The sequence below is a fragment of the Acinetobacter calcoaceticus genome, assembly GCF_900520355.1.
In the GTDB taxonomy this organism is placed as follows: domain Bacteria; phylum Pseudomonadota; class Gammaproteobacteria; order Pseudomonadales; family Moraxellaceae; genus Acinetobacter; species Acinetobacter calcoaceticus_C.
The window spans coordinates 1,583,795-1,602,881 of the sequence record NZ_LS999521.1 but is presented as its reverse complement, the minus strand read 5'-3'; the positions used below and the strand labels follow the sequence as shown (position 1 = coordinate 1,602,881).

At 36.2% G+C, this 19,087-nt stretch carries 26 protein-coding genes and 1 other RNA gene; 12 read left to right on the top strand and 15 right to left on the bottom strand.

The genetic code is table 11. The features are described from left to right. Window positions 1–81: 81 nt before the first annotated feature. Window positions 82–1,572, top strand: a complete 1,491-nt coding sequence (locus tag AC2117_RS07665) for a toll/interleukin-1 receptor domain-containing protein (RefSeq protein ID WP_133973091.1) — start codon at window positions 82–84, stop codon at window positions 1,570–1,572. Between the two features lie 72 nt (window positions 1,573–1,644). Here AC2117_RS07665 and AC2117_RS18840 read toward each other — a convergent pair whose 3' ends face one another. From AC2117_RS18840 to AC2117_RS07625, 9 genes are all read right to left on the bottom strand, one after another. After that, the gene (locus tag AC2117_RS18840; protein ID WP_171459060.1) at window positions 1,645–1,785 is read right to left on the bottom strand and encodes a hypothetical protein; all 141 of its coding nucleotides are present in this window, start codon (window positions 1,783–1,785) and stop codon (window positions 1,645–1,647) included. 2 nt (window positions 1,786–1,787) lie between these two features. Then, entirely contained in the window at window positions 1,788–2,312 is a 525-nt protein-coding gene (locus AC2117_RS07660) for a hypothetical protein (protein WP_133973089.1), read from the bottom strand. Further along, the gene (locus tag AC2117_RS07655) at window positions 2,309–3,073 is read right to left on the bottom strand and encodes an ATP-binding protein (RefSeq protein ID WP_133973087.1); all 765 of its coding nucleotides are present in this window, start codon (window positions 3,071–3,073) and stop codon (window positions 2,309–2,311) included. Before AC2117_RS07655 ends, AC2117_RS07660 begins: the two co-directional genes overlap by 4 nt. Further along, window positions 3,070–4,113 carry a hypothetical protein gene (locus AC2117_RS07650; protein ID WP_133973085.1) on the bottom strand — a complete coding sequence of 348 codons (1,044 nt, stop codon included), beginning with the start codon at window positions 4,111–4,113 and terminating at the stop codon, window positions 3,070–3,072. Before AC2117_RS07650 ends, AC2117_RS07655 begins: the two co-directional genes overlap by 4 nt. Further along, complete coding sequence (locus tag AC2117_RS07645) at window positions 4,106–5,464, bottom strand: DNA cytosine methyltransferase (protein WP_133973083.1); 1,359 nt, start codon at window positions 5,462–5,464, stop codon at window positions 4,106–4,108. Before AC2117_RS07645 ends, AC2117_RS07650 begins: the two co-directional genes overlap by 8 nt. Further along, window positions 5,461–5,913, bottom strand: coding sequence for a hypothetical protein (locus AC2117_RS07640; RefSeq protein WP_133973081.1), 453 nt, complete (start codon window positions 5,911–5,913; stop codon window positions 5,461–5,463). The genes AC2117_RS07645 and AC2117_RS07640 overlap by 4 nt, the downstream gene beginning before the upstream one ends. Next, window positions 5,910–6,200, bottom strand: coding sequence for a hypothetical protein (locus AC2117_RS07635; protein ID WP_171459059.1), 291 nt, complete (start codon window positions 6,198–6,200; stop codon window positions 5,910–5,912). The genes AC2117_RS07640 and AC2117_RS07635 overlap by 4 nt, the downstream gene beginning before the upstream one ends. A gap of 66 nt (window positions 6,201–6,266) precedes the next feature. Further along, window positions 6,267–6,641, bottom strand: a complete 375-nt coding sequence (locus AC2117_RS07630) for a hypothetical protein (protein ID WP_133973079.1) — start codon at window positions 6,639–6,641, stop codon at window positions 6,267–6,269. Between the two features lie 32 nt (window positions 6,642–6,673). After that, entirely contained in the window at window positions 6,674–6,901 is a 228-nt protein-coding gene (locus tag AC2117_RS07625; RefSeq protein ID WP_227549239.1) for a helix-turn-helix domain-containing protein, read from the bottom strand. Between the two features lie 132 nt (window positions 6,902–7,033). Between AC2117_RS07625 and AC2117_RS07620 the strand changes: the two genes are divergently transcribed. The 6 genes from AC2117_RS07620 to AC2117_RS07595 all read left to right on the top strand — a co-directional run bounded on the left by AC2117_RS07620 (window position 7,034) and on the right by AC2117_RS07595 (window position 10,336). Further along, the gene (locus AC2117_RS07620) at window positions 7,034–7,723 is read left to right on the top strand and encodes an XRE family transcriptional regulator (protein ID WP_133973075.1); all 690 of its coding nucleotides are present in this window, start codon (window positions 7,034–7,036) and stop codon (window positions 7,721–7,723) included. 11 nt (window positions 7,724–7,734) lie between these two features. Beyond that, window positions 7,735–8,010 (top strand): hypothetical protein, encoded by a 276-nt coding sequence (locus AC2117_RS07615; protein WP_133973073.1) that lies wholly within the window; start codon window positions 7,735–7,737, stop codon window positions 8,008–8,010. Window positions 8,011–8,281: 271 nt separating this feature from the next. Beyond that, on the top strand, window positions 8,282–8,611 hold the full coding sequence (locus AC2117_RS07610) for a hypothetical protein (protein ID WP_133973071.1): 330 nt from the start codon (window positions 8,282–8,284) through the stop codon (window positions 8,609–8,611). Next, window positions 8,608–8,976, top strand: a complete 369-nt coding sequence (locus AC2117_RS07605) for a hypothetical protein (RefSeq protein WP_133973069.1) — start codon at window positions 8,608–8,610, stop codon at window positions 8,974–8,976. Before AC2117_RS07610 ends, AC2117_RS07605 begins: the two co-directional genes overlap by 4 nt. 169 nt (window positions 8,977–9,145) lie before the next feature. Then, a complete protein-coding gene (locus tag AC2117_RS07600) occupies window positions 9,146–9,907 on the top strand; it encodes a hypothetical protein (protein WP_133973066.1) in 762 nt (253 codons plus the stop codon). Between the two features lie 138 nt (window positions 9,908–10,045). After that, window positions 10,046–10,336, top strand: a complete 291-nt coding sequence (locus AC2117_RS07595) for a hypothetical protein (RefSeq protein ID WP_171459058.1) — start codon at window positions 10,046–10,048, stop codon at window positions 10,334–10,336. Between the two features lie 148 nt (window positions 10,337–10,484). Here AC2117_RS07595 and AC2117_RS07585 read toward each other — a convergent pair whose 3' ends face one another. Continuing rightward, window positions 10,485–11,807 (bottom strand): tyrosine-type recombinase/integrase, encoded by a 1,323-nt coding sequence (locus tag AC2117_RS07585; RefSeq protein ID WP_133973062.1) that lies wholly within the window; start codon window positions 11,805–11,807, stop codon window positions 10,485–10,487. A gap of 236 nt (window positions 11,808–12,043) precedes the next feature. On the opposite strand from AC2117_RS07585, the gene AC2117_RS07580 reads away from it, so the two are divergent. From AC2117_RS07580 to AC2117_RS07565, 4 genes are all read left to right on the top strand, one after another. Then, window positions 12,044–12,730 (top strand): HAD-IA family hydrolase, encoded by a 687-nt coding sequence (locus AC2117_RS07580; protein WP_133973060.1) that lies wholly within the window; start codon window positions 12,044–12,046, stop codon window positions 12,728–12,730. Beyond that, the gene (locus tag AC2117_RS07575; RefSeq protein WP_075431440.1) at window positions 12,714–13,142 is read left to right on the top strand and encodes an RNA-binding S4 domain-containing protein; all 429 of its coding nucleotides are present in this window, start codon (window positions 12,714–12,716) and stop codon (window positions 13,140–13,142) included. Before AC2117_RS07580 ends, AC2117_RS07575 begins: the two co-directional genes overlap by 17 nt. 145 nt (window positions 13,143–13,287) lie before the next feature. Then, entirely contained in the window at window positions 13,288–14,334 is a 1,047-nt protein-coding gene (gene recA / locus AC2117_RS07570; RefSeq protein WP_133973058.1) for a recombinase RecA, read from the top strand. Between the two features lie 59 nt (window positions 14,335–14,393). After that, on the top strand, window positions 14,394–14,876 hold the full coding sequence (locus tag AC2117_RS07565) for a regulatory protein RecX (protein ID WP_042894165.1): 483 nt from the start codon (window positions 14,394–14,396) through the stop codon (window positions 14,874–14,876). A 15-nt stretch (window positions 14,877–14,891) separates the two neighbouring features. On the opposite strand, the gene ffs is transcribed toward AC2117_RS07565, so the two are convergent. Then, window positions 14,892–14,988, bottom strand: an RNA gene (gene ffs / locus AC2117_RS07560) — signal recognition particle sRNA small type. Between the two features lie 313 nt (window positions 14,989–15,301). Here ffs and AC2117_RS07555 point away from each other — a divergent pair. After that, the gene (locus AC2117_RS07555; protein WP_133973056.1) at window positions 15,302–16,165 is read left to right on the top strand and encodes a YbgF trimerization domain-containing protein; all 864 of its coding nucleotides are present in this window, start codon (window positions 15,302–15,304) and stop codon (window positions 16,163–16,165) included. Between the two features lie 57 nt (window positions 16,166–16,222). Here the strand turns inward: AC2117_RS07555 and lpxA are convergent, their stop codons facing one another. The 4 genes from lpxA to AC2117_RS07535 are packed head-to-tail and all read right to left on the bottom strand — an operon-like array spanning window position 16,223 to window position 19,075. Further along, entirely contained in the window at window positions 16,223–17,011 is a 789-nt protein-coding gene (gene lpxA, locus AC2117_RS07550) for an acyl-ACP--UDP-N-acetylglucosamine O-acyltransferase (RefSeq protein WP_133973054.1), read from the bottom strand. Continuing rightward, the gene (gene fabZ, locus AC2117_RS07545) at window positions 17,008–17,493 is read right to left on the bottom strand and encodes a 3-hydroxyacyl-ACP dehydratase FabZ (protein ID WP_003652176.1); all 486 of its coding nucleotides are present in this window, start codon (window positions 17,491–17,493) and stop codon (window positions 17,008–17,010) included. Before fabZ ends, lpxA begins: the two co-directional genes overlap by 4 nt. 6 nt (window positions 17,494–17,499) lie before the next feature. After that, complete coding sequence (gene lpxD / locus AC2117_RS07540) at window positions 17,500–18,570, bottom strand: UDP-3-O-(3-hydroxymyristoyl)glucosamine N-acyltransferase (RefSeq protein WP_133973052.1); 1,071 nt, start codon at window positions 18,568–18,570, stop codon at window positions 17,500–17,502. A 4-nt stretch (window positions 18,571–18,574) separates the two neighbouring features. Then, window positions 18,575–19,075: an OmpH family outer membrane protein gene (locus AC2117_RS07535; RefSeq protein WP_042894155.1), complete on the bottom strand. Its 501-nt coding sequence runs from the start codon at window positions 19,073–19,075 to the stop codon at window positions 18,575–18,577. Window positions 19,076–19,087 lie beyond the last annotated feature (12 nt).

Genomic DNA, 19,087 nt, shown 5'->3' with positions numbered 1-19,087 from the left:
ATAAATTGATTAAATTTTATTTTATTTTATAGTGAATTATTCACATTTAATCTCAACTTTTAATTTTCAAGATAACTTAAAATGACTGAAATACATGATCAAAAACCAAAAGTATTTATTTCATATAGCTGGACCACACCAGAACATGAAAAATGGGTAGATGAATTAGCTCATTCTCTTCACGATGCAGATATACATGTAATTTTTGATAAATGGGATTTAAGACCTGGACAAGATTCAATAGCATTCATGGAGGGCATGGTTTTAGATCCAAGTATTACTAAAATTATTATGGTTATTGATCAAAAATATACAGAAAGAGCAAATAATCGATCAGGTGGTGTTGGAACAGAATCAACCATTCTATCTCAAGAACTTTACTCTAGAAAAGAAACCAAAGATATTGTTGCAGTTATTGCTGAACCTGGGGCAAAACCACCAGTATTTTACTCAAGTAGAATATATATAGACCTATCTGACTCAGATAACTTTCCAAATCAATTTGAACAACTTGTCCGTTGGATATATGGAAGATTTGAATATGAGCGTCCGAAGAGATCAGGTCAAAGACCTAGTTACATAACTGAAGATGCCAACGATACTTCCTTAAGAACTAATACGGAATACCGTTTTGCTTTAGATGCAATCGAAAAAGGCAAATCGAACATTAGCGGTTTAATTAATACTTATCTTTATAAGCTTTTAGGTGAGTTAGATAAATTAATTATTACTGAAAATGATGAAGCACTTGCTTCAAAAGCAATTCTAAAAAACTTTAATTTAGTTCAACCACATATAAGAGAATATAAACACCTGTTAAATTCTTTATGTATCCACGCCCCTGATCAAAAACATTTTAAACATTTTAAAAAATTTCTAGAATTATCTTTAAAGTTTTTAGAAGTTGAACCTAATGAATCATACTCCATAGCAAATATTTCACTTTTTGAATCAATTATTTATCAAATATTTACTTCCTCATTAGCAGTCTATCTAAAAAATGATGAACTTTCAGCTATAGAAGATTTACTTGAAGAAATTTATATCTACTCTCCAAAACATTTAAAAGTTCACTCTAGGGAACGTTCTACAAGTTTTGAGATTTTCGCACCTTCAGAAAGTCTTAATTATCTTAAAAGAATTTACCCAGATAAAATTGAACCAATTAGTGAATTTCTAAAATTAAATATTGATAATGATATTGTCAATTTTAATGATTTAGTTGATATTGATATAATTTTATATCTTAAATCAGCTGCAATCACTCTTCTTGAAAATAAAAGTCATATAATGTGGTGGCCTCATTTAGCACTTAACAAAGGCTGGAGACCCCGCCCATTAACAGTTTTTTCTAAGGCTGAAAAAAAATCTAAATATGATGAGCTTGTTAAACTATTTAAATTTGAAGATTTAAGCTTTATTGAAACTATCTATGAAAGTAAAGACGCTGGTGGTTGGGGAGAGGTTTATCTTCCCCAATGGAGACATGGTGCTGGATTTTTGCAATTAAAAGATTTAACTAACTATGAGGTATTAAAAAAATATAATTTAGCTAGATTAACTATAATTTAATATTAAAAAAAGTCCGCACCTTGGGGAAGTTGCGGACTATAAACTTACAAAAACTAAAGCGATAACTAGTTCTCACAATATAATGTATACATATTCTTGAGCAGCTTCTCTACGCAATTCAGCCTTTCTTTGATTAGCTTGAATTTGCGCTGGTGTTAGCTTGTTTGGATTATATTTTTTTGAGCGTTTTCTGCTGGTTGAATTAGATTTCATATTCACATTCCCCCATTAACTTTTAACTTTTCAGCAACTAATTGATCAGCAATTTTCTTCACATACTTCCATGTGAAATATTGATCAATTTCAGATTTACCTTGATAAACCCGTTCAAGCTGAAAAGCTGTAACTGCATAACCGATCTCAAATGCTAGTAATTGCCAGTCTTCTTTAAATACCCGAGCAAACCTATCTAAACCCTCTTTTTGTGCCTGTATACGCAATTGGCGCTCATCTGGACTACGCTTTATTTCTGACTTCGGTTTAGTCTTTACAAAACCTGATGAAATGGCCCAAGTAACACAAATTTCACAGCGACAACCCATGCGTTTATAAGCCCTTGGATTTCCATGAGCCATAGATTCAGACTGTTTAGGTTTAACTGGTTTAATTTTATTACTAGGTGTTTTTAACCACTTGGTAACTGCTCTTTCCAGTTCTTCACGCTCTTTTGATTTAGCTGCTACGTTTGAGTATGCAACTAATGAGTATTCTGTTTTTTTCATATCAACAAATGCGTTCATTCAGTTTTACCTCCACGTGTGCGAGCATCATCCCAATCACATTCCACAATATCTAAACCATCATGCTGAAATCTGGACCATAGACGGTCCCCAAGGTCATCATGTACCTCATTTAAGCTAAGATTTGAGATCACAACTGTAGGCTTCATCTCGTCATAACGAGTAAGTAGAATTTTATGGACGCACTCAAGGAGTTGAGGCCGTTTTTCTGCACGGTCATGTAGGCCATATTCATCAATAATCAAGAGATCTTTTTTGACATAGCGTTTTAATGCCTCATCCTCACTATCACCATTACGGCGATAAGCACCTGCGATATCCTCTGCCAATTCTGCAGATGTTAAATAAACAGCCTCCCAATCTTTGATGATGATATTTTTTAGAATTGAGGATCCGAGATGTGTTTTACCCGTGCCGGTACGACCAACAAGTAGTAAATTTCTAAATTTGCCTTCTTTGAAGTCTTTGACGAATTTTTCACAAGTAGATCTAGCAAAATCTTGGCCTTTATGATCCACAATATAATTTTGAAAGCCACTTGAAACATGCCGCTTAGGGATACCAGCACGGGCCATCTTCAAATCTAAAATTCGAGTATTCTTTTCCGACTCATATTTTTCATTGAACTCTTCCATTTGCCCACTAACACATGATTGGCAAACAATACGACCAAATACATTGATCATTAGCTCTTTGTGAATACGACACATTTGACTAGTTTCAAAAGTTTTGTATTTCAGTTTTTGGGGCATCGCATTCATATCAATTCACCTTCCAATCTCTTGTACCCCACTACTGGCTCATATGTTTTTGGCGCTCCCCATTGATCATTCACATTTTTGGGCAATGATTGATGATTCTGCTGTTGTCCAGTAGTGATTTCAGATTGGTCCCTCTTGAACCAAGACGCTTTGAAGGCCCCCCAAGGATTTTGTCTTTTCAGACAGTATTCAATCGCTTGGGGCAAAGTGATTTCAGCTTTTTCAGTCTCGTTTAGCAGAGCTTCAAAAGCGTTTTCAGTGTTTTGAGCTTTCTTCGCCTTTCGGATTTGCACGAACTCAGTAGCATCCTTGTCAGGTACACCATGTTTTTTCAAAGCAGACTTAAAATTAAATTTTGCTTGAGTAGGCGCTTCAACTTCGCCAACGGCGGAGTTGTTATCTTCTGGATTCAAATTAAAGGATTCAGGATTCAGTGAATCAGGATTCAGATTAAAGGATTCAGGAATCAGGGCGTTTTGATCTGAGATAAGAACAGTTTCAGAACTGTTATCTAACTGTTCTTGTGAATTTCCATTACTGTTAACTTGATCCGATTCGTTACTCTGAAAACTGTTTTCACTTGCCACAACAGCGTTATTAGATGCAAATGGACCTGTTTTATTGTAAAAATGCTCACGATCAACTTTATTTACATGAACCGGCTTCCCAATAGTGGTCTTGTTTTTCGGATTACGGTTATGAACAGTATAAATACCTTTACTGTCAGGTAGCTCACTGTCCTTTTCTAGACCGTGGGGATTTTGATGTTTAACAAAGTTAACGATCTGAATTACATCTGTACCATCAACGTTATAAAACTCGATAAAACCATATTTAGAAATGTTCTCTAACTGTTCTGCAACGTTTATATCGTCTGCTGGAAATAAAGACATTTTGATCTTTTTAGGTCGATTTTCTAAACGCCCTTCTCGATCCGCTAATATCCAAAGCCCAATAAATAGTAAACGTGCTTCGTAAGGTAATTCGATAATGTCTTCATTCATAAAGAATGAGGGCTTAATGTTTCTTGCTCTAGCCATTTGAATATTCCGTATTTTTTGTTTGGTTGTAATTTTTTTGAATACGACTTCCAATCCACTTCATTACTGAAACGGCCATTGAATTACCTAAAGCTTTGTATCGCTTACCAGAAGCTACACCTTTTACATTGGTGTAGTTATCTGGAAAGCCTTGAAGACGTTCGCATTCAACTTCAGTTAAGTAACGTGCTAGATAATAGATATTCGGAGGGATATATTTAAAAATTGGCTGATGAATTGCCCCCCCATATTTTCCGCCACATCTAACTGTGGGTGCAATTTCTTTTGCTATATCAAATAAAGCATCATTTTTAGTCCCGCAATAAACTACAGCATTCTTTTTCGTTGAAACTAACGTATAGGAAAGTTCAGTGTTAATACCAGTTCCTCTGGAACCGGAGTTACCCAAATGTCCGATAGTATTTCCATTTAAACCATAACTAAGGATGACGTAAACATCTCCATGACGTGCTAATAAAGTTGGAAATACTTCATTTGAAATTGCAGCATTCGCAGTAATACCACCTATGCCGACAGCATGTTTAATATAATAATCACCACAAAATGCCTCTTGATTGCCCAACCATTTCTTTTGACCATGAGAAGCTAAAATTGGAGGAGTGAAGGTTTTTCCGCTAAGAGTTTCGCTTGCTCTTTGAGTGTAAACTCGACAATTTCTGGTAGAACTTTTCCTCGTGCTATCGCCCTTCTTAAGATTCCTCGGCATGCTTTTTCGCTCAAAAAGTATTTCTCCGATACATTCTGCTCGAGCACTTGCGACAACAAACACACGTTTACGTCGTTGGGCAAGTCCGAAATGTTGAGCATCAAGGACTCTCCAATAGACTTGTCTAGATGGTCCAAGCACACAACCAGCGTTTGGCCACTTTCGCCCTGACGGCTGCAACTCACACCCCGCACCTGACAACTCTCCCAAAAAACATCCGAAAGCATTATCTTTGGTGTTGAGGACACCTGGGACGTTTTCCCAGACAATGATGCAAGGCTGCTGTTTTTGAATAAATCTTGCTGAATCAATTTCATCTGCTAATCTCACAAACTCTAGGCTTAACTGTCCACGTTCATCATCTAAAGAATTCCTTAAGCCAGCCATCGAAAAAGCTTGGCATGGTGTACCACCTACAAGAATTTCAGGTGCTTCCACTTCCCCAGTTTTAACTTTATCTCGGATTAATGTCATATCACCAAGGTTGGGAACTGATGGATAATGATGTTTTAATATGAGACTAGGTACTTCCTCAATTTCAGAAAACCAAGTAGGTTCAAAACTTAAACTATGCCAAGCCACAGTAGCTGCTTCGATACCAGAACAAACTGAACCATATTTCATAAAGCATCACCTTTGCGAGCTGGTTTAAACAAGCTCACTTGTTCAGCAAAATTCCAAGCACGTTGGCAAAAGTTATTATATTTAGAGTCAAGTCGTTCTTTCGAATGTTCATATACAGATTTAGGTGTATTAATAGTGAATTCTTTAGTTTCTTGGTATGCCTTTCTGTTTTCTGCATTTCCCATTAAGACAGTGTTTAAACTTTGATGAAAATTCTCTTTTTCATGTGAAAGCACCTCATTAAGGGTTTCGACAAAATTTGTACCGAAATTAGAAATGAACCATTCATCATGACCACCAAAAATAAATTGTGGTACGAACAGCTCGCCATCTACTGATCTTGCTGGATATTGTCCATGGCATAGTGAACAAACAACTAAAGCAGCAATTTTCAAATTTGGTGCTTCAAAACTGAATTTTTCTTTGTGTTTACTGATTTCATAAATCATTGACTTGTCACCACTTCAAAACGCGAATCTAAGAAAGCTTTGTTCACCGGACCTACATATCTAGTCCAACCAAAGTTTTCTTGCCAAAACCACCAGTTGTTCTGATCATCACGCTTCCATGGTGCTCCCTCAGAATCAGTATGATTTGTTCCTAACGGCCAAACCTTTTCGGTTTGAGGTTCTACGTTTTGATGCGGGGCATCTTGTTTAATTAGGCAAGTGGAGCACTGTTCTTCATTAAAATCAGTACATTTGCCTAGGCAGGGATGATTTGTTAAATTACACACGTTTCCTTTACTCCAAGGTGAGGGAACAAGCCATAACCACTTCCTGTTGGCGCAGGGGGTGGTTTTTTATTTCCAGCTAAGTAAATCAAGCTGGACTGATTTATCACTTGCATTTGAATGCCGTGATTTTTCTGCCCTTAGAGGCACTAATTCAAAGGTATCTTCGGTATACCCGCTTTCTTTTGACCCAATAAATACATTTCTGAGAAACTCGTATTCAGTTTCTGCTTCTGAGATTTTTCTTGTGCAAATGTTTTTAATTACTTCGAGAGAGCTTGTATCTGCTATCTCACCTTCTACTTCTGAAATCTTTTTCTTACACATAGAGCGGATGAGATTTGATAGAGAATTCTTGCCCTCTAACTTGGCAATCCAATTCATCTTTGCTTTTTCGTCTAAAGTTAATTTTGCTGAAGCATTTGCTAAAAGTTTTTCAGCCATAGTTAAGCCTCTTATCCTACAAACAGTAGTAATCAAGCAGATACTTTTAGATTTTTGGACTTTGCTTCCACGGCTTCTTTCATCCGCTCATTTGCTATTAAAGTGTCTAAAGCTGCACCTTTGTTATAAGCAACTTCCTTTTGTTCACCTCTACAGATTTTTGAAACAGAGCTTTGAGAAATACCAGTTCGTTCGGAGATTTGTTGTTGAGACAAACCTCGGCTATTTGAAAGGTAAATAACCTTATCTTGAATATTCATGCACATATTAATGCCTCCGTGTTAAGGCATATTTTTATTCACTAATGAATAGTTGTCAATACACCAATGAATTGTTTCACAAAAAATATTCATTTTTGAATAAAATTAGTTATCCATCTTGGAGTTGGAAAAATGCACCTTCAAAAAAATGTTAAGTACCTGTTAAAGAAGTACAGCACCACTACCACAGGGCTTAGTAAAAAGTCTGGAGTACCCCAACCCACACTTTTTCGTTGGGAGAACGGGCAATATAAAGAACCTAAAATTTCCACAGTGGAGAAACTTGCTTCATGGGCTGGTTATGATGCAAATACACTTATCAATAGCGATTTAGAAGTTATTGAAAATCAAAAAAGTAATGAAAAAGATGGGTTACTTGATAACAATGTAAATTTATCAAATAAATTAAAATTAGATGGGGATCAAGTCCCTGTAATTTCATGGGTTGCAGCGGGTTCATTTACAGACGTTCTAACAGTATTAAAAGATACTGAGATTCTTGAATGGCTTCCACCAATGAAAAAGGCAGGAAAGAATGCTTATGGACTTATAGTTACTGGTACCTCGATGTTACCGAAGTTTGAACCAGGTGATCGAATTTATGTAAATCCTGATTTTCCAGTATTTGATTTAAAAACAAATGATTTAGTTATCGTTTCATGCGCTGGCGATACACAAGCTACATTTAAGAGATTAATAATTGAAGAAGGTGAAGAAAAATATTTAGAGCCTCTAAATACTAAATGGCCTGAACAAATTATCAAACTAACAGAAGAATGTAAGTTGGTTGGTAAAGTCGTTGGAATGCATAGAGAGTTTTAAGGAAAAATAAGATGTTTAAAGTAACTGAATTTCAAGGAATTAATAGTATTTTAACAACTTTCGCAGAAGAAGTTATAAAAACTCAACCTGAATTAGCTGCTAATATTCTTTTAAATATTAAAAATATTTCTAATGAACATCATCCATTAGTTGAAGAGTCTTTCATCTTAGATAATTTTGAAAACCATGAATTAGCAGCATTAAAGATAAAAGAAGCTTTAAATAGTTTTAATGATGAGTTAGCAAGATTAATGATTTTGACGAAAAATAATTTGATCAAAAACTAAAAATGATTGGATTCTATTCATTTGAATGTTAACCCTTGTAAACACATGTAAATAAATAGGAAATACCCAGTTTAATACTGGGTTTTTTTTCGCCCCTAATAAATTATATTGATTAATTTATGTACAATTAATTCATTAGTGAATAATTTGTTGTTGAATTAATCTATTCATTGATGAATAATAATTTCACCAAAACATGAAAAAGCCTCGATGACTTTGGACGGCTTCGAGGCTTCTTCTACCAATACTTAACGTATCAAGGCGAATTATTATGAATCAAAAATATATAAGCAGTCAATCGTCTCCAACTACCCCTATTTGTTTTGTACCAGAACTTAGCGCAAACAAAACAAATATGCCTGCTACTTCAAAACTCTACCAGCACCCTACGCCGGAGGAGCAAAAGTTTAAAAAAGATAGTAAATGGCCTTACGTCTTATTCTTCTTGGCTTTTAGCACAATCATTATTGGCTTTTTATATGCATGTGATAGTGAAGCTCAAATTCGTGAAAAGAAAGCTCAACATTGGCAGCAGCAGTTTAATTCTGGTGAATCAATTGAATTTGAAGTACTTGTAGTTAAACAAGGTGGCGCTCAATGAACACTAACTTTCTTCGGGGTTCTAGACGTTATAACAATAGCCCTACTGGGCAGACAAACAATAAATCTTTCCGCGAGTTTAAGGGGAAAGATGATGAACGTAATTTATATAAAGTTCGATTGGGCTTCACAACTTATGCTGCACCTCACACTTTAACAAGTGTATATACCATTGATGATTCAGGTGAATTAACCCCTGTTTCTCAATATACGCTCAATACTAAAGCATGGATCCTCCGTAATTTAGAAGAGGAAATTAAAAAACAAAGAAAACGTGAATTGGATGAAATTTATAGCAAAACACACATCCCTTCTCCTGATCGCAAGGCCTACAAAATCCGTCGTGGATTTCTAGGTTCACGTTAATAGAAGGTGAAACAGATGTTTGTTATGAAATCTTTTCGTGTGATTTATGGGACTTGTTCTCGATGTACTAATGAAAAATGTACTTTGGGTGTTAGTCATTCTGGCTCAGGTAGTCAATGGAAATGTCACAACTGCGGTTTGTGCTGGCCTAATCATTAAGGAGCTTCCTATGTTGGATTTAAAAAATCGTGAACTTTGGGATCAACTTTTCTTAACTGATCCAAGTCAAACAACAACTATCGAAGGCAAGGAATATAAAGGTACATCAACACATCCTTATTGGTTAACTTTTCGTTGTACAGAGGTATTTGGACCTTGTGGCGATGGCTGGGGTTTTTCAATTAAAAATCAGGGGTTTGAGGCACTTGATCTAGAAACTAAATTGCATTGGGCAATGGTTCAATTTTGGTATATGAGAGATGGCAAAAAATGCTTAGTTGAACATATGGGTTCAACAAAAGCAGTCTATAGAACAGCTGGCAATGCAAACACACCAATTAAGATGAAATATGATGAAGAAGCCCCAAAAAAGTCAGTCACTGATGCATTAGTAAAGTGTATGAGCCAAATTGGTCTTACTGGGGATATTCATTCAAAACTTTGGAATACACCTGGTCACCAACAAAGGGCCAGAGAGTTTCACCAATATCTTCAAACTCTCCGAGATAAAAATTATGCGGAAGCTAGTACTCGATCTGAAGAACAGAATACTAATTCGCAAACAATGCCTCCTAGGGATTCAAATCAAGAGAATTTAAAAACGTATTCTCGTGATGAACTTGAAAGCATTCTTGTTTCAGTACAAACAGCTCAGAGTTTTGAACAATTAAATAAAATTTATAAGCTGTATAAAAACACCCCTATTCAACAGACCGTTTATAACGCCTGTCAGTCTAAACGCAAAGATGCTGGGTGGATGCAAAAGCAATGATTCAGATTTATAACAGCAAAACACGAACATTTACTGTGATCGGTAACCGAACTCAGGTGTTTGCAAATGTATCTCTCTATGAAACTGAACACTTGTTACATAAGGCAAAGCTTAAAGATGCTATTTGGAGATTCTGACATGATGAAGTATATCCCTGACTCTATGTCTTATCCATTCACTGTTTGGATGTCTGAAAATGGTTTCTATGCTTCTTATAAGAAAGGTTTCATTGTCTTAAAAGGAGGCAAGGACGTTGCCAAGATTTCTATAAAAGAAACTAGTAAAGGATTTGAAATGAATGAAGTTTGCCAAAAACAGTTTTCTTCTTTTTGTCGAGCTTGGATGAATAGAGATAAACAATTTGTCGATCAACTGCGTATGCGCGGAATGGCAAAAATGAATCAACTTAGATATCAGTTAGTCGCCTAAATGAAAGTGAAAAGCAAGGAGGTCTAAATTTAATGGCAATTTACATCTCAACACCAGAGATTTTACAAAGGTACAAAATATCGAAAGGCACTCTAAAAAATATGCGGGAAAGAGGTTCCGACCCCTTTCCTGAACCCATTTTTAAAGGTCACGGAAGAGCAACCAATTTATACGGTGTTAAAGCGGTTGCTTCTTGGGAAATTAGAAATGGATATTTAGAAGCACTTGAAATTGAGCCTTTAATATCAAACCTTTCATAATTATTGATTATGGCGCAGAGCTTATCAAACCATTTTGCATAAGCTTGCGCCTGAGGTTCCAAGTACTGGTTTAAATCATACGTACCCCAAATTTGCGGTAAAGCATGCCCAAGCATAATTTCACAAATATGCGGTGGAGCAAATTCAGAAATATGTGTACGCATTGTCCTTCTCAAATCATGAGTAGTCCAATGGTTCATATCAACATCAAAATATTTTTTGACATTTTCATTAATATAAATAGGAAGCGTTGTTTGAAAACCTTTCTGAGTAGGTTTATATTTTTGTGCCTTAATAATTGGAAAGGCCCATTCACAATCCGGTGGTGAAAGTTCAAATACCTGTCTAAGTAGAATTTCTACCTGAGGAATTAGTGGCCTAACAATAGCTTTCTTTGACCTTGCTCCTGTTTTATGCTGCTCAGGGGGAATTGTCCATGTATGATTCTGAAAGTCAAAATTACTCTTTTTAGCAGTTCTCAACTCCCCTACACGACAACCAAATATTAATAAAAAAAGAACCATAAATTTATTTTTTGGTGACATTCCAGTTGACAGAAAAGTTGCATGGATAACCCAAAAAATCTCTTGTTCTGTTAAATATCTAGTTCGTGAATTCTTTCTTACGTTTAGGTCAATTGCTCTGATATGTAATAAAGTTTGCTCTTGTAATTTTCCGTGAATACATCCCCAGCGCATAATTAACTTCAAATTTCCAAGAACCTTTACAGCGACTGTTTTTGCATAACTAACAATAGATAGCAAAAGTTTTGACCATTCTTGTAAAGTAACTTCATCACAAATACGTTTACCTAATCTTGGAAATACGTGTATTTCAAATGCTCTTTTATCATCTTTACATGCTGCTTTATGCGAAGCAGCTGTATCAAAGAACTCAATGCAAATTTCACGAACTGTAGGTTGTGCTAAATAAGCTGTCTCTTTTTTTAATTTAAGTTGTAAAGGATCTCTACCTTTATCCAATTCCTTTTTATTCTCAGCTACTTCAGCTCGTGCTTCTTTCAAACTCATCATTGGATAAGTTCCAATATCCATTCGTTTTGAAGCATTATTAAATCTATACCGCATTTGAAACACAATTTTCCCTTTTGGGGATATGCGAACTGATAAACCTTCTCTGTCATTTACAACTTGCGTAGCATCTCTAACCTTTCCGTTATTAGATTTTAACCAGGTATCACTTAAAGCCATTTTCTCTTCAGATAAAGTCCAACTTACAAAATATCTTAAGCAACTTACCGTCCATGCCAGCTATAATATTTTGTACAAACTCTTGTACAAATTTTTGTTTGTTGCATGAATTGCTTTGTTGAGCTTTGAATTTCTTTGAAAGCTAAAAATCATTCCCAAATTATTATTTTTTAAGGGTTATATGACAAATTCATTTGAAAAATTGTGCTTTGAATGCCTTTGGAGTTTTTTGACGCATGTCTAAAATTGTAATGTTTGATATGGATGGTACCCTCTTAGATCTCGCTTTTGATGATTTCATTTGGAATGAATGTCTTCCTGAACGACATGCGAAAAGACATCAACTCCCCCTTGCCGAGAGCCAAAAAAAGCTATATCAATTTTATCAAACACATAGGCACACTCTTGTTTGGTATTCATCAACCTATTGGACTAAAACTGTAGGAGTTGATGTACTTAAATTACAACAAGAATTTCAATCTAAAATCCAAGCTCGTTCTGGCTGTACTGAGCTTCTGCAACAACTTAAAGAACAAGGATACACGTGTTGGCTGGTGACTAATGCTGACCGCGCTAGCTTACGTTTAAAGCTCGACAATATTGCAATTGAACATTTCTTTGATGTAATCATATCAAGTGAACAAGTTGGTTATGCCAAAGAAGATATTAATTTTTGGCAAGAGCTCCAACAATTACACTTCTTCAATCCAGATGACACGATTTTTATTGACGATACGGCTCCCGTATTAAAAACGGCAGAAAAATTTGGTATTAAACACTTGTTTACTATCTCACAGCCCTCAAGTCTAAAAGATATAAGACAGCATCAAGATTTAGACTATAAAGCACTAGATCAGCTTACAGATTTGCTGTCTATATTGAATCAAATTGATAGAAAGGATAATGATGTCAAAATTGCGTGAAAACGATGCTGTAGAGACCATGCGTGTCGACAAGTGGCTATGGGTTGCTCGTTTTTTTAAAACTCGTTCAATTGCTAAAGCGGCGATCGAAGGAGGTAAAGTACATCACAATAATGAGCGTGTAAAAGTTTCCAAAGAAATTCGAGTGGGAATGGAACTTATTATTCAGCAAGGTTTTGATAAAAAAACAGTTGTGATAAAAGCCCTTTCAAACACACGTGGTCCAGCTCCGGTCGCACAGCAACTTTATGAAGAAACCGAAGTGAGTATTGCTAGACGGGAGTTGATTGCATCCCAACGAAAATTGCATAATCTAGCTCGACCTGATCACAGACCGGTTAAAAAGGATCGTCGACAAATTATTCGGTTTAAACAGGAGAATGATCAAAATTGGTCATACGATGATAAATAAAAACGTCGAGTTGTGTCGCACACACACATACAACACATAGAAGCTATAGAAAAAATCTGTCACTATTAACTCAGTGAAACAAGTTGAGATTCAATGCATCCACTTGGGTTAAACGTGATGAACATAGAGTATTGAGGTTTTTGAGATGGATGAGAATAAAAGCAAAGCATTACAAGCCGCGCTAAGTCAAATTGAGAAACAATTTGGCAAAAATACGGTGATGCGTCTCGGTGACAACACTGTTCAAGCAGTTGAAGCTGTATCTACAGGCTCTTTGACTTTAGATATTGCATTGGGGATTGGTGGTTTACCAAAAGGCCGTATTGTCGAGATTTATGGTCCAGAATCTTCTGGTAAAACCACAATGACTCTACAAGCGATTGCACAATGTCAAAAAGCTGGCGGTACTTGTGCATTTATCGATGCAGAGCATGCATTAGATCCACAATATGCACGTAAACTTGGTGTGGACATTGACAACCTGCTTGTATCACAGCCTGATAACGGTGAACAAGCTCTCGAAATTGCAGATATGCTAGTTCGCTCTGGCGCAATTGATATGATTGTTGTCGATTCAGTTGCTGCACTTACCCCTAAAGCAGAAATTGAAGGCGAAATGGGTGACTCTCATATGGGCTTACAAGCTCGTCTAATGAGTCAGGCACTTCGTAAAATTACTGGTAATGCCAAACGCTCAAACTGTATGGTTATTTTCATTAACCAGATTCGTATGAAGATTGGGGTAATGTTTGGTAGCCCTGAGACCACGACTGGTGGTAACGCATTGAAGTTTTATGCTTCTGTACGTTTAGATATCCGCCGTATTGGTCAAGTAAAAGAAGGCGATGAAATCGTCGGCTCTGAAACTCGAGTTAAAGTTGTTAAAAACAAAATGGCTCCTCCTTTCAGAGAAGCTCTTTTCCAAATCCTATACGGTAAAGGCACAAACCAGTTAGGCGAACTTGTAGATTTAGCTGTACAGCAAGATATCGTACAAAAAGCAGGTGCTTGGTATTCATATCAAGGTAATAAAATTGGTCAAGGTAAGAACAATGTTATTCGCCACTTTGAAGAGAATCCTCAAATGGCTGGAGAGATTGAACGTAATATCCGCGAACAACTGTTAACAACAGGTACTAATGCTGCTCAAGTTGAAGATGAAGAAGAAGCTGATGTTTTATTAGAATCTTAATTATTCATGAGCTTTAAAACGCCCTTCGGGGCGTTTTTTTACAAGGGAATCCTAATACTATGTTCAAAAGAACTGAAGAACAATCTCAACAACGAGCTTTACTTACAGGTCAACGTTTACGCTCTTATGCTTTTGCTTTATTGACTCGTCGAGATTATTCCAAAGCAGAACTTACTGACAAATTAACTCGTTATGCACAAAATCCCGAAGAGGTTAAACAACTTGTTGAGGAATTATCTGAAAAGAATTATCAAAGTGATCAACGTGTTGCTGAACAAATGCTTGCTAGCCAGATTCGTAAAGGCAAAGGGCCAAACCGTATTAAGCAAGCTTTAAAAACAAAACAAATCGAAAATGATTTAATTGCAGAGGATATTCACAATATTGATTGGATAGAACAAGCGTATCAACTGAAAGTGAAAAAATTTGGCGAAGAAGTAGAAAAAGATCCAAAGCTTAAAGCAAAACAGATTAGATTCTTACAATATAGAGGATTTGATTTAGATGTAATTATAAAAGCAGTCCAACGGAGAGTGGACTAAGAGCAATGGTGGCAGCCCCACTAGCAAAACTTCGGCACATCATAGATCTGCTACCGTTGCTACCTTCCGGTCCTGGCGGGGTTCACAGAGTACAATTGCGAAGCCACCAGCGGGGCTACCATTGCCAGACAAAGTATAGAGATTTTTAAAAGAGTTGCAAGCCTTCTTCCCAGTTTTAAGCAAGTTTCTGTTTCAATTGATTAATTCATCAGCAAAAATTCATAAATTTCTATAGATCTTTCTCGCATATTTTTTCTTGTATCTTATTTTGGATAAAATATGCTTGAAGATTGTAAACTATTCTTGCATTTATATTGTTAGCTGTTTTAATTGCATTGACCAATTAAAATCTTAGATAGTTAAGTGAATAGTTTATATATTCCTTTCTCAAGTTGGCTTTTACATAAAATTATGGACTTATACTCATGCGATTGATGAAGCATTCTTTATTATTTATTGCCTTAATGAGCACTACCTCTCTCTATGCCAACATTCCAATTGAGTCTCGCGGTTTAAGCCAAAGCGGTGGTAGCTCAACTAACATTTCATCTAATAATGTTTCAGTACCTAGTAATTTAAACTGGGAATTAATGCAAAAAAACCAACAATTAGAGAATGATGTACGTGCCTTACGTGGGCAATTAGAAGAACAATCAAACGATATCGAACAATTGAAAAAAGATTTATCTAATCGTTATACTGACCTAGATCAACGCTTAGAACTACTTAATCAGAAGGTTGATCCAGAAAGTGCTCCATCAGACAATCCGGCAAACAGTGACACTCCAGCTCCAGCAAACACAGAAGCCTCTACAGTAGAGAACAAAGTGGTAAACGCTACCCCTACAAGCAACCCTTCCACCACACCTCCACCACAACCAGAAGCGTCTCAACCACCTTCACAAAATCAATCAAACTCAGTAGAACTTGAAAAGGCAGCTTACACTGTAGCTTTAGACGCCTATAAGCAAGGTGGCGCAAAAAAAGCTATCGCCCCAATGCAAAATTTTATCAAAAATCACCCAAATAGTGTTTATACGGGAAATGCTTATTTTTGGTTAGCTGAATTTAATTTAGCAACTGATCCGGTAAACTATAATGAGGCAAAAAAGAACTATAATGTCGTAGCAACTCGATATCCAAATTCTAGTAAAGCTCCTCGTGCTCTTTATCAACTCTATAGTATTGCTAAAGATGTCGATAAAAATACAGCTTCAGCAAACCAATATAAAACTAAAATCTTAAGTCAGTATCCAAAATCTGAAGAAGCCAAGTTTTTTAATAAATAATAATTTTAAGAAAAAAAAGACACCGCAATATGCGGTGTCTTTTTTTAATATATTTTCTTAGCGAACAATACCACGTTCTGACTGTTCAACAGAGTCAATTAATAATTGAGCTTCTGGAACGTTTGGAAGAATATCACTTTTAATCTGCTCAACAGCTTGAACAGAGGTAAGTCCTGATTTAAAAATTAACTTATAAGCCTCTCGGAGACCTTGAATTGTATTTTTAGACCAACCCTTCCTGCGCATTCCTTCGGCATTAATACCAAATGCATGGGCTGGGTTACCAGAAGCCATCACGTAAGCTGGTACGTCCTTTAGGATTAGTGATGCCCCACCCACCATACTGTAAGAATCGATTTTACAGAATTGATGAATACCAGAATTACCACCAATAATGATGTGATCACCTATGTGTACGTGTCCGGCAACACCAACATTATTGGCGAAAATATTATGGTCACCAACAATACAATCATGTGCAATATGTGTGTTAACCATCAATAGGTTATGACTTCCTATTTTAGTTAAAGCATTATCTTGCACCGTTCCTCTATGTAAACTGCAATGCTCACGAATTAAATTATGATCACCAATCTCCAACCAAGTTTCTTCACCTTGATATTTCAAGTCTTGGCACACTTCACCAACACTTGCGAACTGGAAAATCTCATTATTTTGACCAATTTTGGTAAAACCACCCACTACCACATGTGAATGTAGCTTAGTACCCGCACCAATCGTCACATTTGGACCGATAACGCAATAAGGTCCTATCTGGACATCTGGAGCAATCACTGCAGATGAATCAATAATGGCCGTAGAATGAATTAAGTCGTGATTGCTCATGCCTGCTCTGTTTTTTGGTGTGAAATCATAATTTCAGCGGTTGTTGCTACAATACCGTCAACGGTAGCCGTACAATTATATTTGTAGATACCGCGTTTTTGCATTACTAATTCAGATTTTAATACAAGTTGGTCACCAGCAACTACTTGTTTTTTAAATCTAACCCTTTCCGCACCAGCAAACAGGAATAAAGAACCTGGTTTTGGCGTTTCATTGTTCATAATAAATCCTAGAACGCCTGAAACCTGAGCTAATGCTTCAACAATTAGAACACCAGGCATAATTGGATATTCTGGAAAATGTCCCTGTAGGAACTCTTCATTGATAGAAACATTTTTATAACCAACAATACTATTGTCAGTAACTTCAGTCACACGATCAACCAATAAGAATGGGTAACGATGCGGCAAATATTGACGAATCGTTTGAATCTGCATTGGTAATTCAGGGATGGCAAATTTAGGTGTAGTTGACTCGGTCATAATATTCTATTTACGCAAATTAAAGGTTGATTCAAGAGACTCTATTTGAGCTTGTATATGATCAAGTCGTTTAGTGATTTGGGTCAATGGCACATCTGCTAATTGTCGCAAACGTACAATTGTCTTTTTCCAATGACTATTTTCAAACAATCCAATTCCTGAAGAGTAAGTTCCAGCTTCAGAAATATTTTTTGTGACCATTGACATTCCAGTCAAAGTCACATTATCGGCAATAGAAAGGTGTCCTGATACACCGCAAGCCCCTGCTAGAATACAGTTTTTGCCAATTTTAACACTACCAGCAATTCCACATTTAGCAGCAATAGCTGTATTTGAACCAATATGAACGTTATGCGCGATTTGCACAAGGTTATCAATAATTACCCCATCTTCCAAAATTGTGTTGTCCAATGCACCTCGATCAATACTACAATTTGAACCAATGCGAACATCATTACCAATAATAACTGAACCCAATTGAGCAATGCGATGCCACTTTCCTTGATATGGTGCAAAGCCAAAGCCTTCACTACCAATTACAGTACTTGCGTGAACTCGCACACGATCAAATAATTTAGATTCACCAGTAATAGTGACATGAGCATCAATAAAACAATCTTTTCCAATTTCCACATTATCATCCAGTCGAGTATGAGACTGAATAATCGTGTTATCACCGACCACACAATTTTCGCCAATTACGACGTAATGACCAATATATGCTGTTTCAGAAACAATCGCAGAAGGATGAATTTGAGCCGTACTTTCTATACCTACCGATGTAATTTTTTTATCAAAAACATGGGTAAGGATAGCAAAAGCTAAATAAGGATTATCAACAATAATAAAATTTTGTTTATCAGGAAGCTGTTCTTTAATAAGGCTTGTAACAATGTACGCACCTGCACGGCTAGTCTTTGCTTGATCTATATACTTTTCGCCATTCACGAAAGCAATCTGATGAGTTTCAGCATTTTCTAAACTTGCTAAGTTTATAAACTGAAGGCTACCCGCACCTACTAGCTCACCATTTACTAAGTGAGCCAGTTCATCTAAACGATAATGTTGCACTTTCATTAATTTATTTCATTGAATTAACCTTTTGTATCATTTTATCAGTTAAATCATACTTAGCGTCATAGGCAACAGTTGAATTTTTATTCAAAATGAAGTCAAGATTATTTTCTTTTCGTAATTGTTCAGCTGCTTGCTTCACACGACTCTCAAAAGTTGAATTCATTCCTTGCAAACTAGTTTGAACTTTAGACTGCAAACCTTGTTGAGTCGAATTAAATTCATTGAGTTTTGTCTGATATTGTGCCTGAAGCTTTTTAATATCATCTTCTTTCATTTTTTGCCCTTGAGTTTGGGCTTGACGTTGAAGACCTTCTAATTCTTTACCTAATTGCTCAAGACGAGTTGTGGTTGGCTTAACTGATTGATTTAAACTTGCGTTTTGTTGTTTCAAATAAGCACTGCTTTCAACAACTTTAGCAAGATCAATAACACCATAGCCCGCAGCGTTAGTCATAGCCGAAACTGTCAGACCTAGTCCTAACATTAATATATTTAATTTTTTCATTTAAATTTGTGT

What these genes read in the sequence shown, in the direction of transcription:
- AC2117_RS18840 (WP_171459060.1), bottom strand. Translation starts at nt 1,785, where the DNA reads ATGAAATCTAATTCAACCAGCAGAAAACGCTCAAAAAAATATAATCCA.
- AC2117_RS07640 (WP_133973081.1), bottom strand. Translation starts at nt 5,913, where the DNA reads ATGATTTATGAAATCAGTAAACACAAAGAAAAATTCAGTTTTGAAGCA.
- lpxA (WP_133973054.1), bottom strand. Translation starts at nt 17,011, where the DNA reads ATGAGCAATCACGACTTAATTCATTCTACGGCCATTATTGATTCATCT.
- AC2117_RS07585 (WP_133973062.1), bottom strand. Translation starts at nt 11,807, where the DNA reads ATGGCTTTAAGTGATACCTGGTTAAAATCTAATAACGGAAAGGTTAGA.
- AC2117_RS07655 (WP_133973087.1), bottom strand. Translation starts at nt 3,073, where the DNA reads ATGAATGCGATGCCCCAAAAACTGAAATACAAAACTTTTGAAACTAGT.
- recA (WP_133973058.1), top strand. Translation starts at nt 13,288, where the DNA reads ATGGATGAGAATAAAAGCAAAGCATTACAAGCCGCGCTAAGTCAAATT.
- AC2117_RS07645 (WP_133973083.1), bottom strand. Translation starts at nt 5,464, where the DNA reads ATGAAATATGGTTCAGTTTGTTCTGGTATCGAAGCAGCTACTGTGGCT.
- AC2117_RS07600 (WP_133973066.1), top strand. Translation starts at nt 9,146, where the DNA reads ATGTTGGATTTAAAAAATCGTGAACTTTGGGATCAACTTTTCTTAACT.
- AC2117_RS07625 (WP_227549239.1), bottom strand. Translation starts at nt 6,901, where the DNA reads ATGAATATTCAAGATAAGGTTATTTACCTTTCAAATAGCCGAGGTTTG.
- AC2117_RS07580 (WP_133973060.1), top strand. Translation starts at nt 12,044, where the DNA reads ATGTCTAAAATTGTAATGTTTGATATGGATGGTACCCTCTTAGATCTC.
- AC2117_RS07555 (WP_133973056.1), top strand. Translation starts at nt 15,302, where the DNA reads ATGCGATTGATGAAGCATTCTTTATTATTTATTGCCTTAATGAGCACT.
- AC2117_RS07615 (WP_133973073.1), top strand. Translation starts at nt 7,735, where the DNA reads ATGTTTAAAGTAACTGAATTTCAAGGAATTAATAGTATTTTAACAACT.
- AC2117_RS07565 (WP_042894165.1), top strand. Translation starts at nt 14,394, where the DNA reads ATGTTCAAAAGAACTGAAGAACAATCTCAACAACGAGCTTTACTTACA.
- AC2117_RS07650 (WP_133973085.1), bottom strand. Translation starts at nt 4,113, where the DNA reads ATGGCTAGAGCAAGAAACATTAAGCCCTCATTCTTTATGAATGAAGAC.
- AC2117_RS07605 (WP_133973069.1), top strand. Translation starts at nt 8,608, where the DNA reads ATGAACACTAACTTTCTTCGGGGTTCTAGACGTTATAACAATAGCCCT.
- AC2117_RS07575 (WP_075431440.1), top strand. Translation starts at nt 12,714, where the DNA reads ATGTCAAAATTGCGTGAAAACGATGCTGTAGAGACCATGCGTGTCGAC.
- AC2117_RS07610 (WP_133973071.1), top strand. Translation starts at nt 8,282, where the DNA reads ATGAATCAAAAATATATAAGCAGTCAATCGTCTCCAACTACCCCTATT.
- fabZ (WP_003652176.1), bottom strand. Translation starts at nt 17,493, where the DNA reads ATGACCGAGTCAACTACACCTAAATTTGCCATCCCTGAATTACCAATG.
- AC2117_RS07535 (WP_042894155.1), bottom strand. Translation starts at nt 19,075, where the DNA reads ATGAAAAAATTAAATATATTAATGTTAGGACTAGGTCTGACAGTTTCG.
- AC2117_RS07660 (WP_133973089.1), bottom strand. Translation starts at nt 2,312, where the DNA reads ATGAACGCATTTGTTGATATGAAAAAAACAGAATACTCATTAGTTGCA.
- AC2117_RS07665 (WP_133973091.1), top strand. Translation starts at nt 82, where the DNA reads ATGACTGAAATACATGATCAAAAACCAAAAGTATTTATTTCATATAGC.
- AC2117_RS07630 (WP_133973079.1), bottom strand. Translation starts at nt 6,641, where the DNA reads ATGGCTGAAAAACTTTTAGCAAATGCTTCAGCAAAATTAACTTTAGAC.
- AC2117_RS07620 (WP_133973075.1), top strand. Translation starts at nt 7,034, where the DNA reads ATGCACCTTCAAAAAAATGTTAAGTACCTGTTAAAGAAGTACAGCACC.
- AC2117_RS07595 (WP_171459058.1), top strand. Translation starts at nt 10,046, where the DNA reads ATGATGAAGTATATCCCTGACTCTATGTCTTATCCATTCACTGTTTGG.
- lpxD (WP_133973052.1), bottom strand. Translation starts at nt 18,570, where the DNA reads ATGAAAGTGCAACATTATCGTTTAGATGAACTGGCTCACTTAGTAAAT.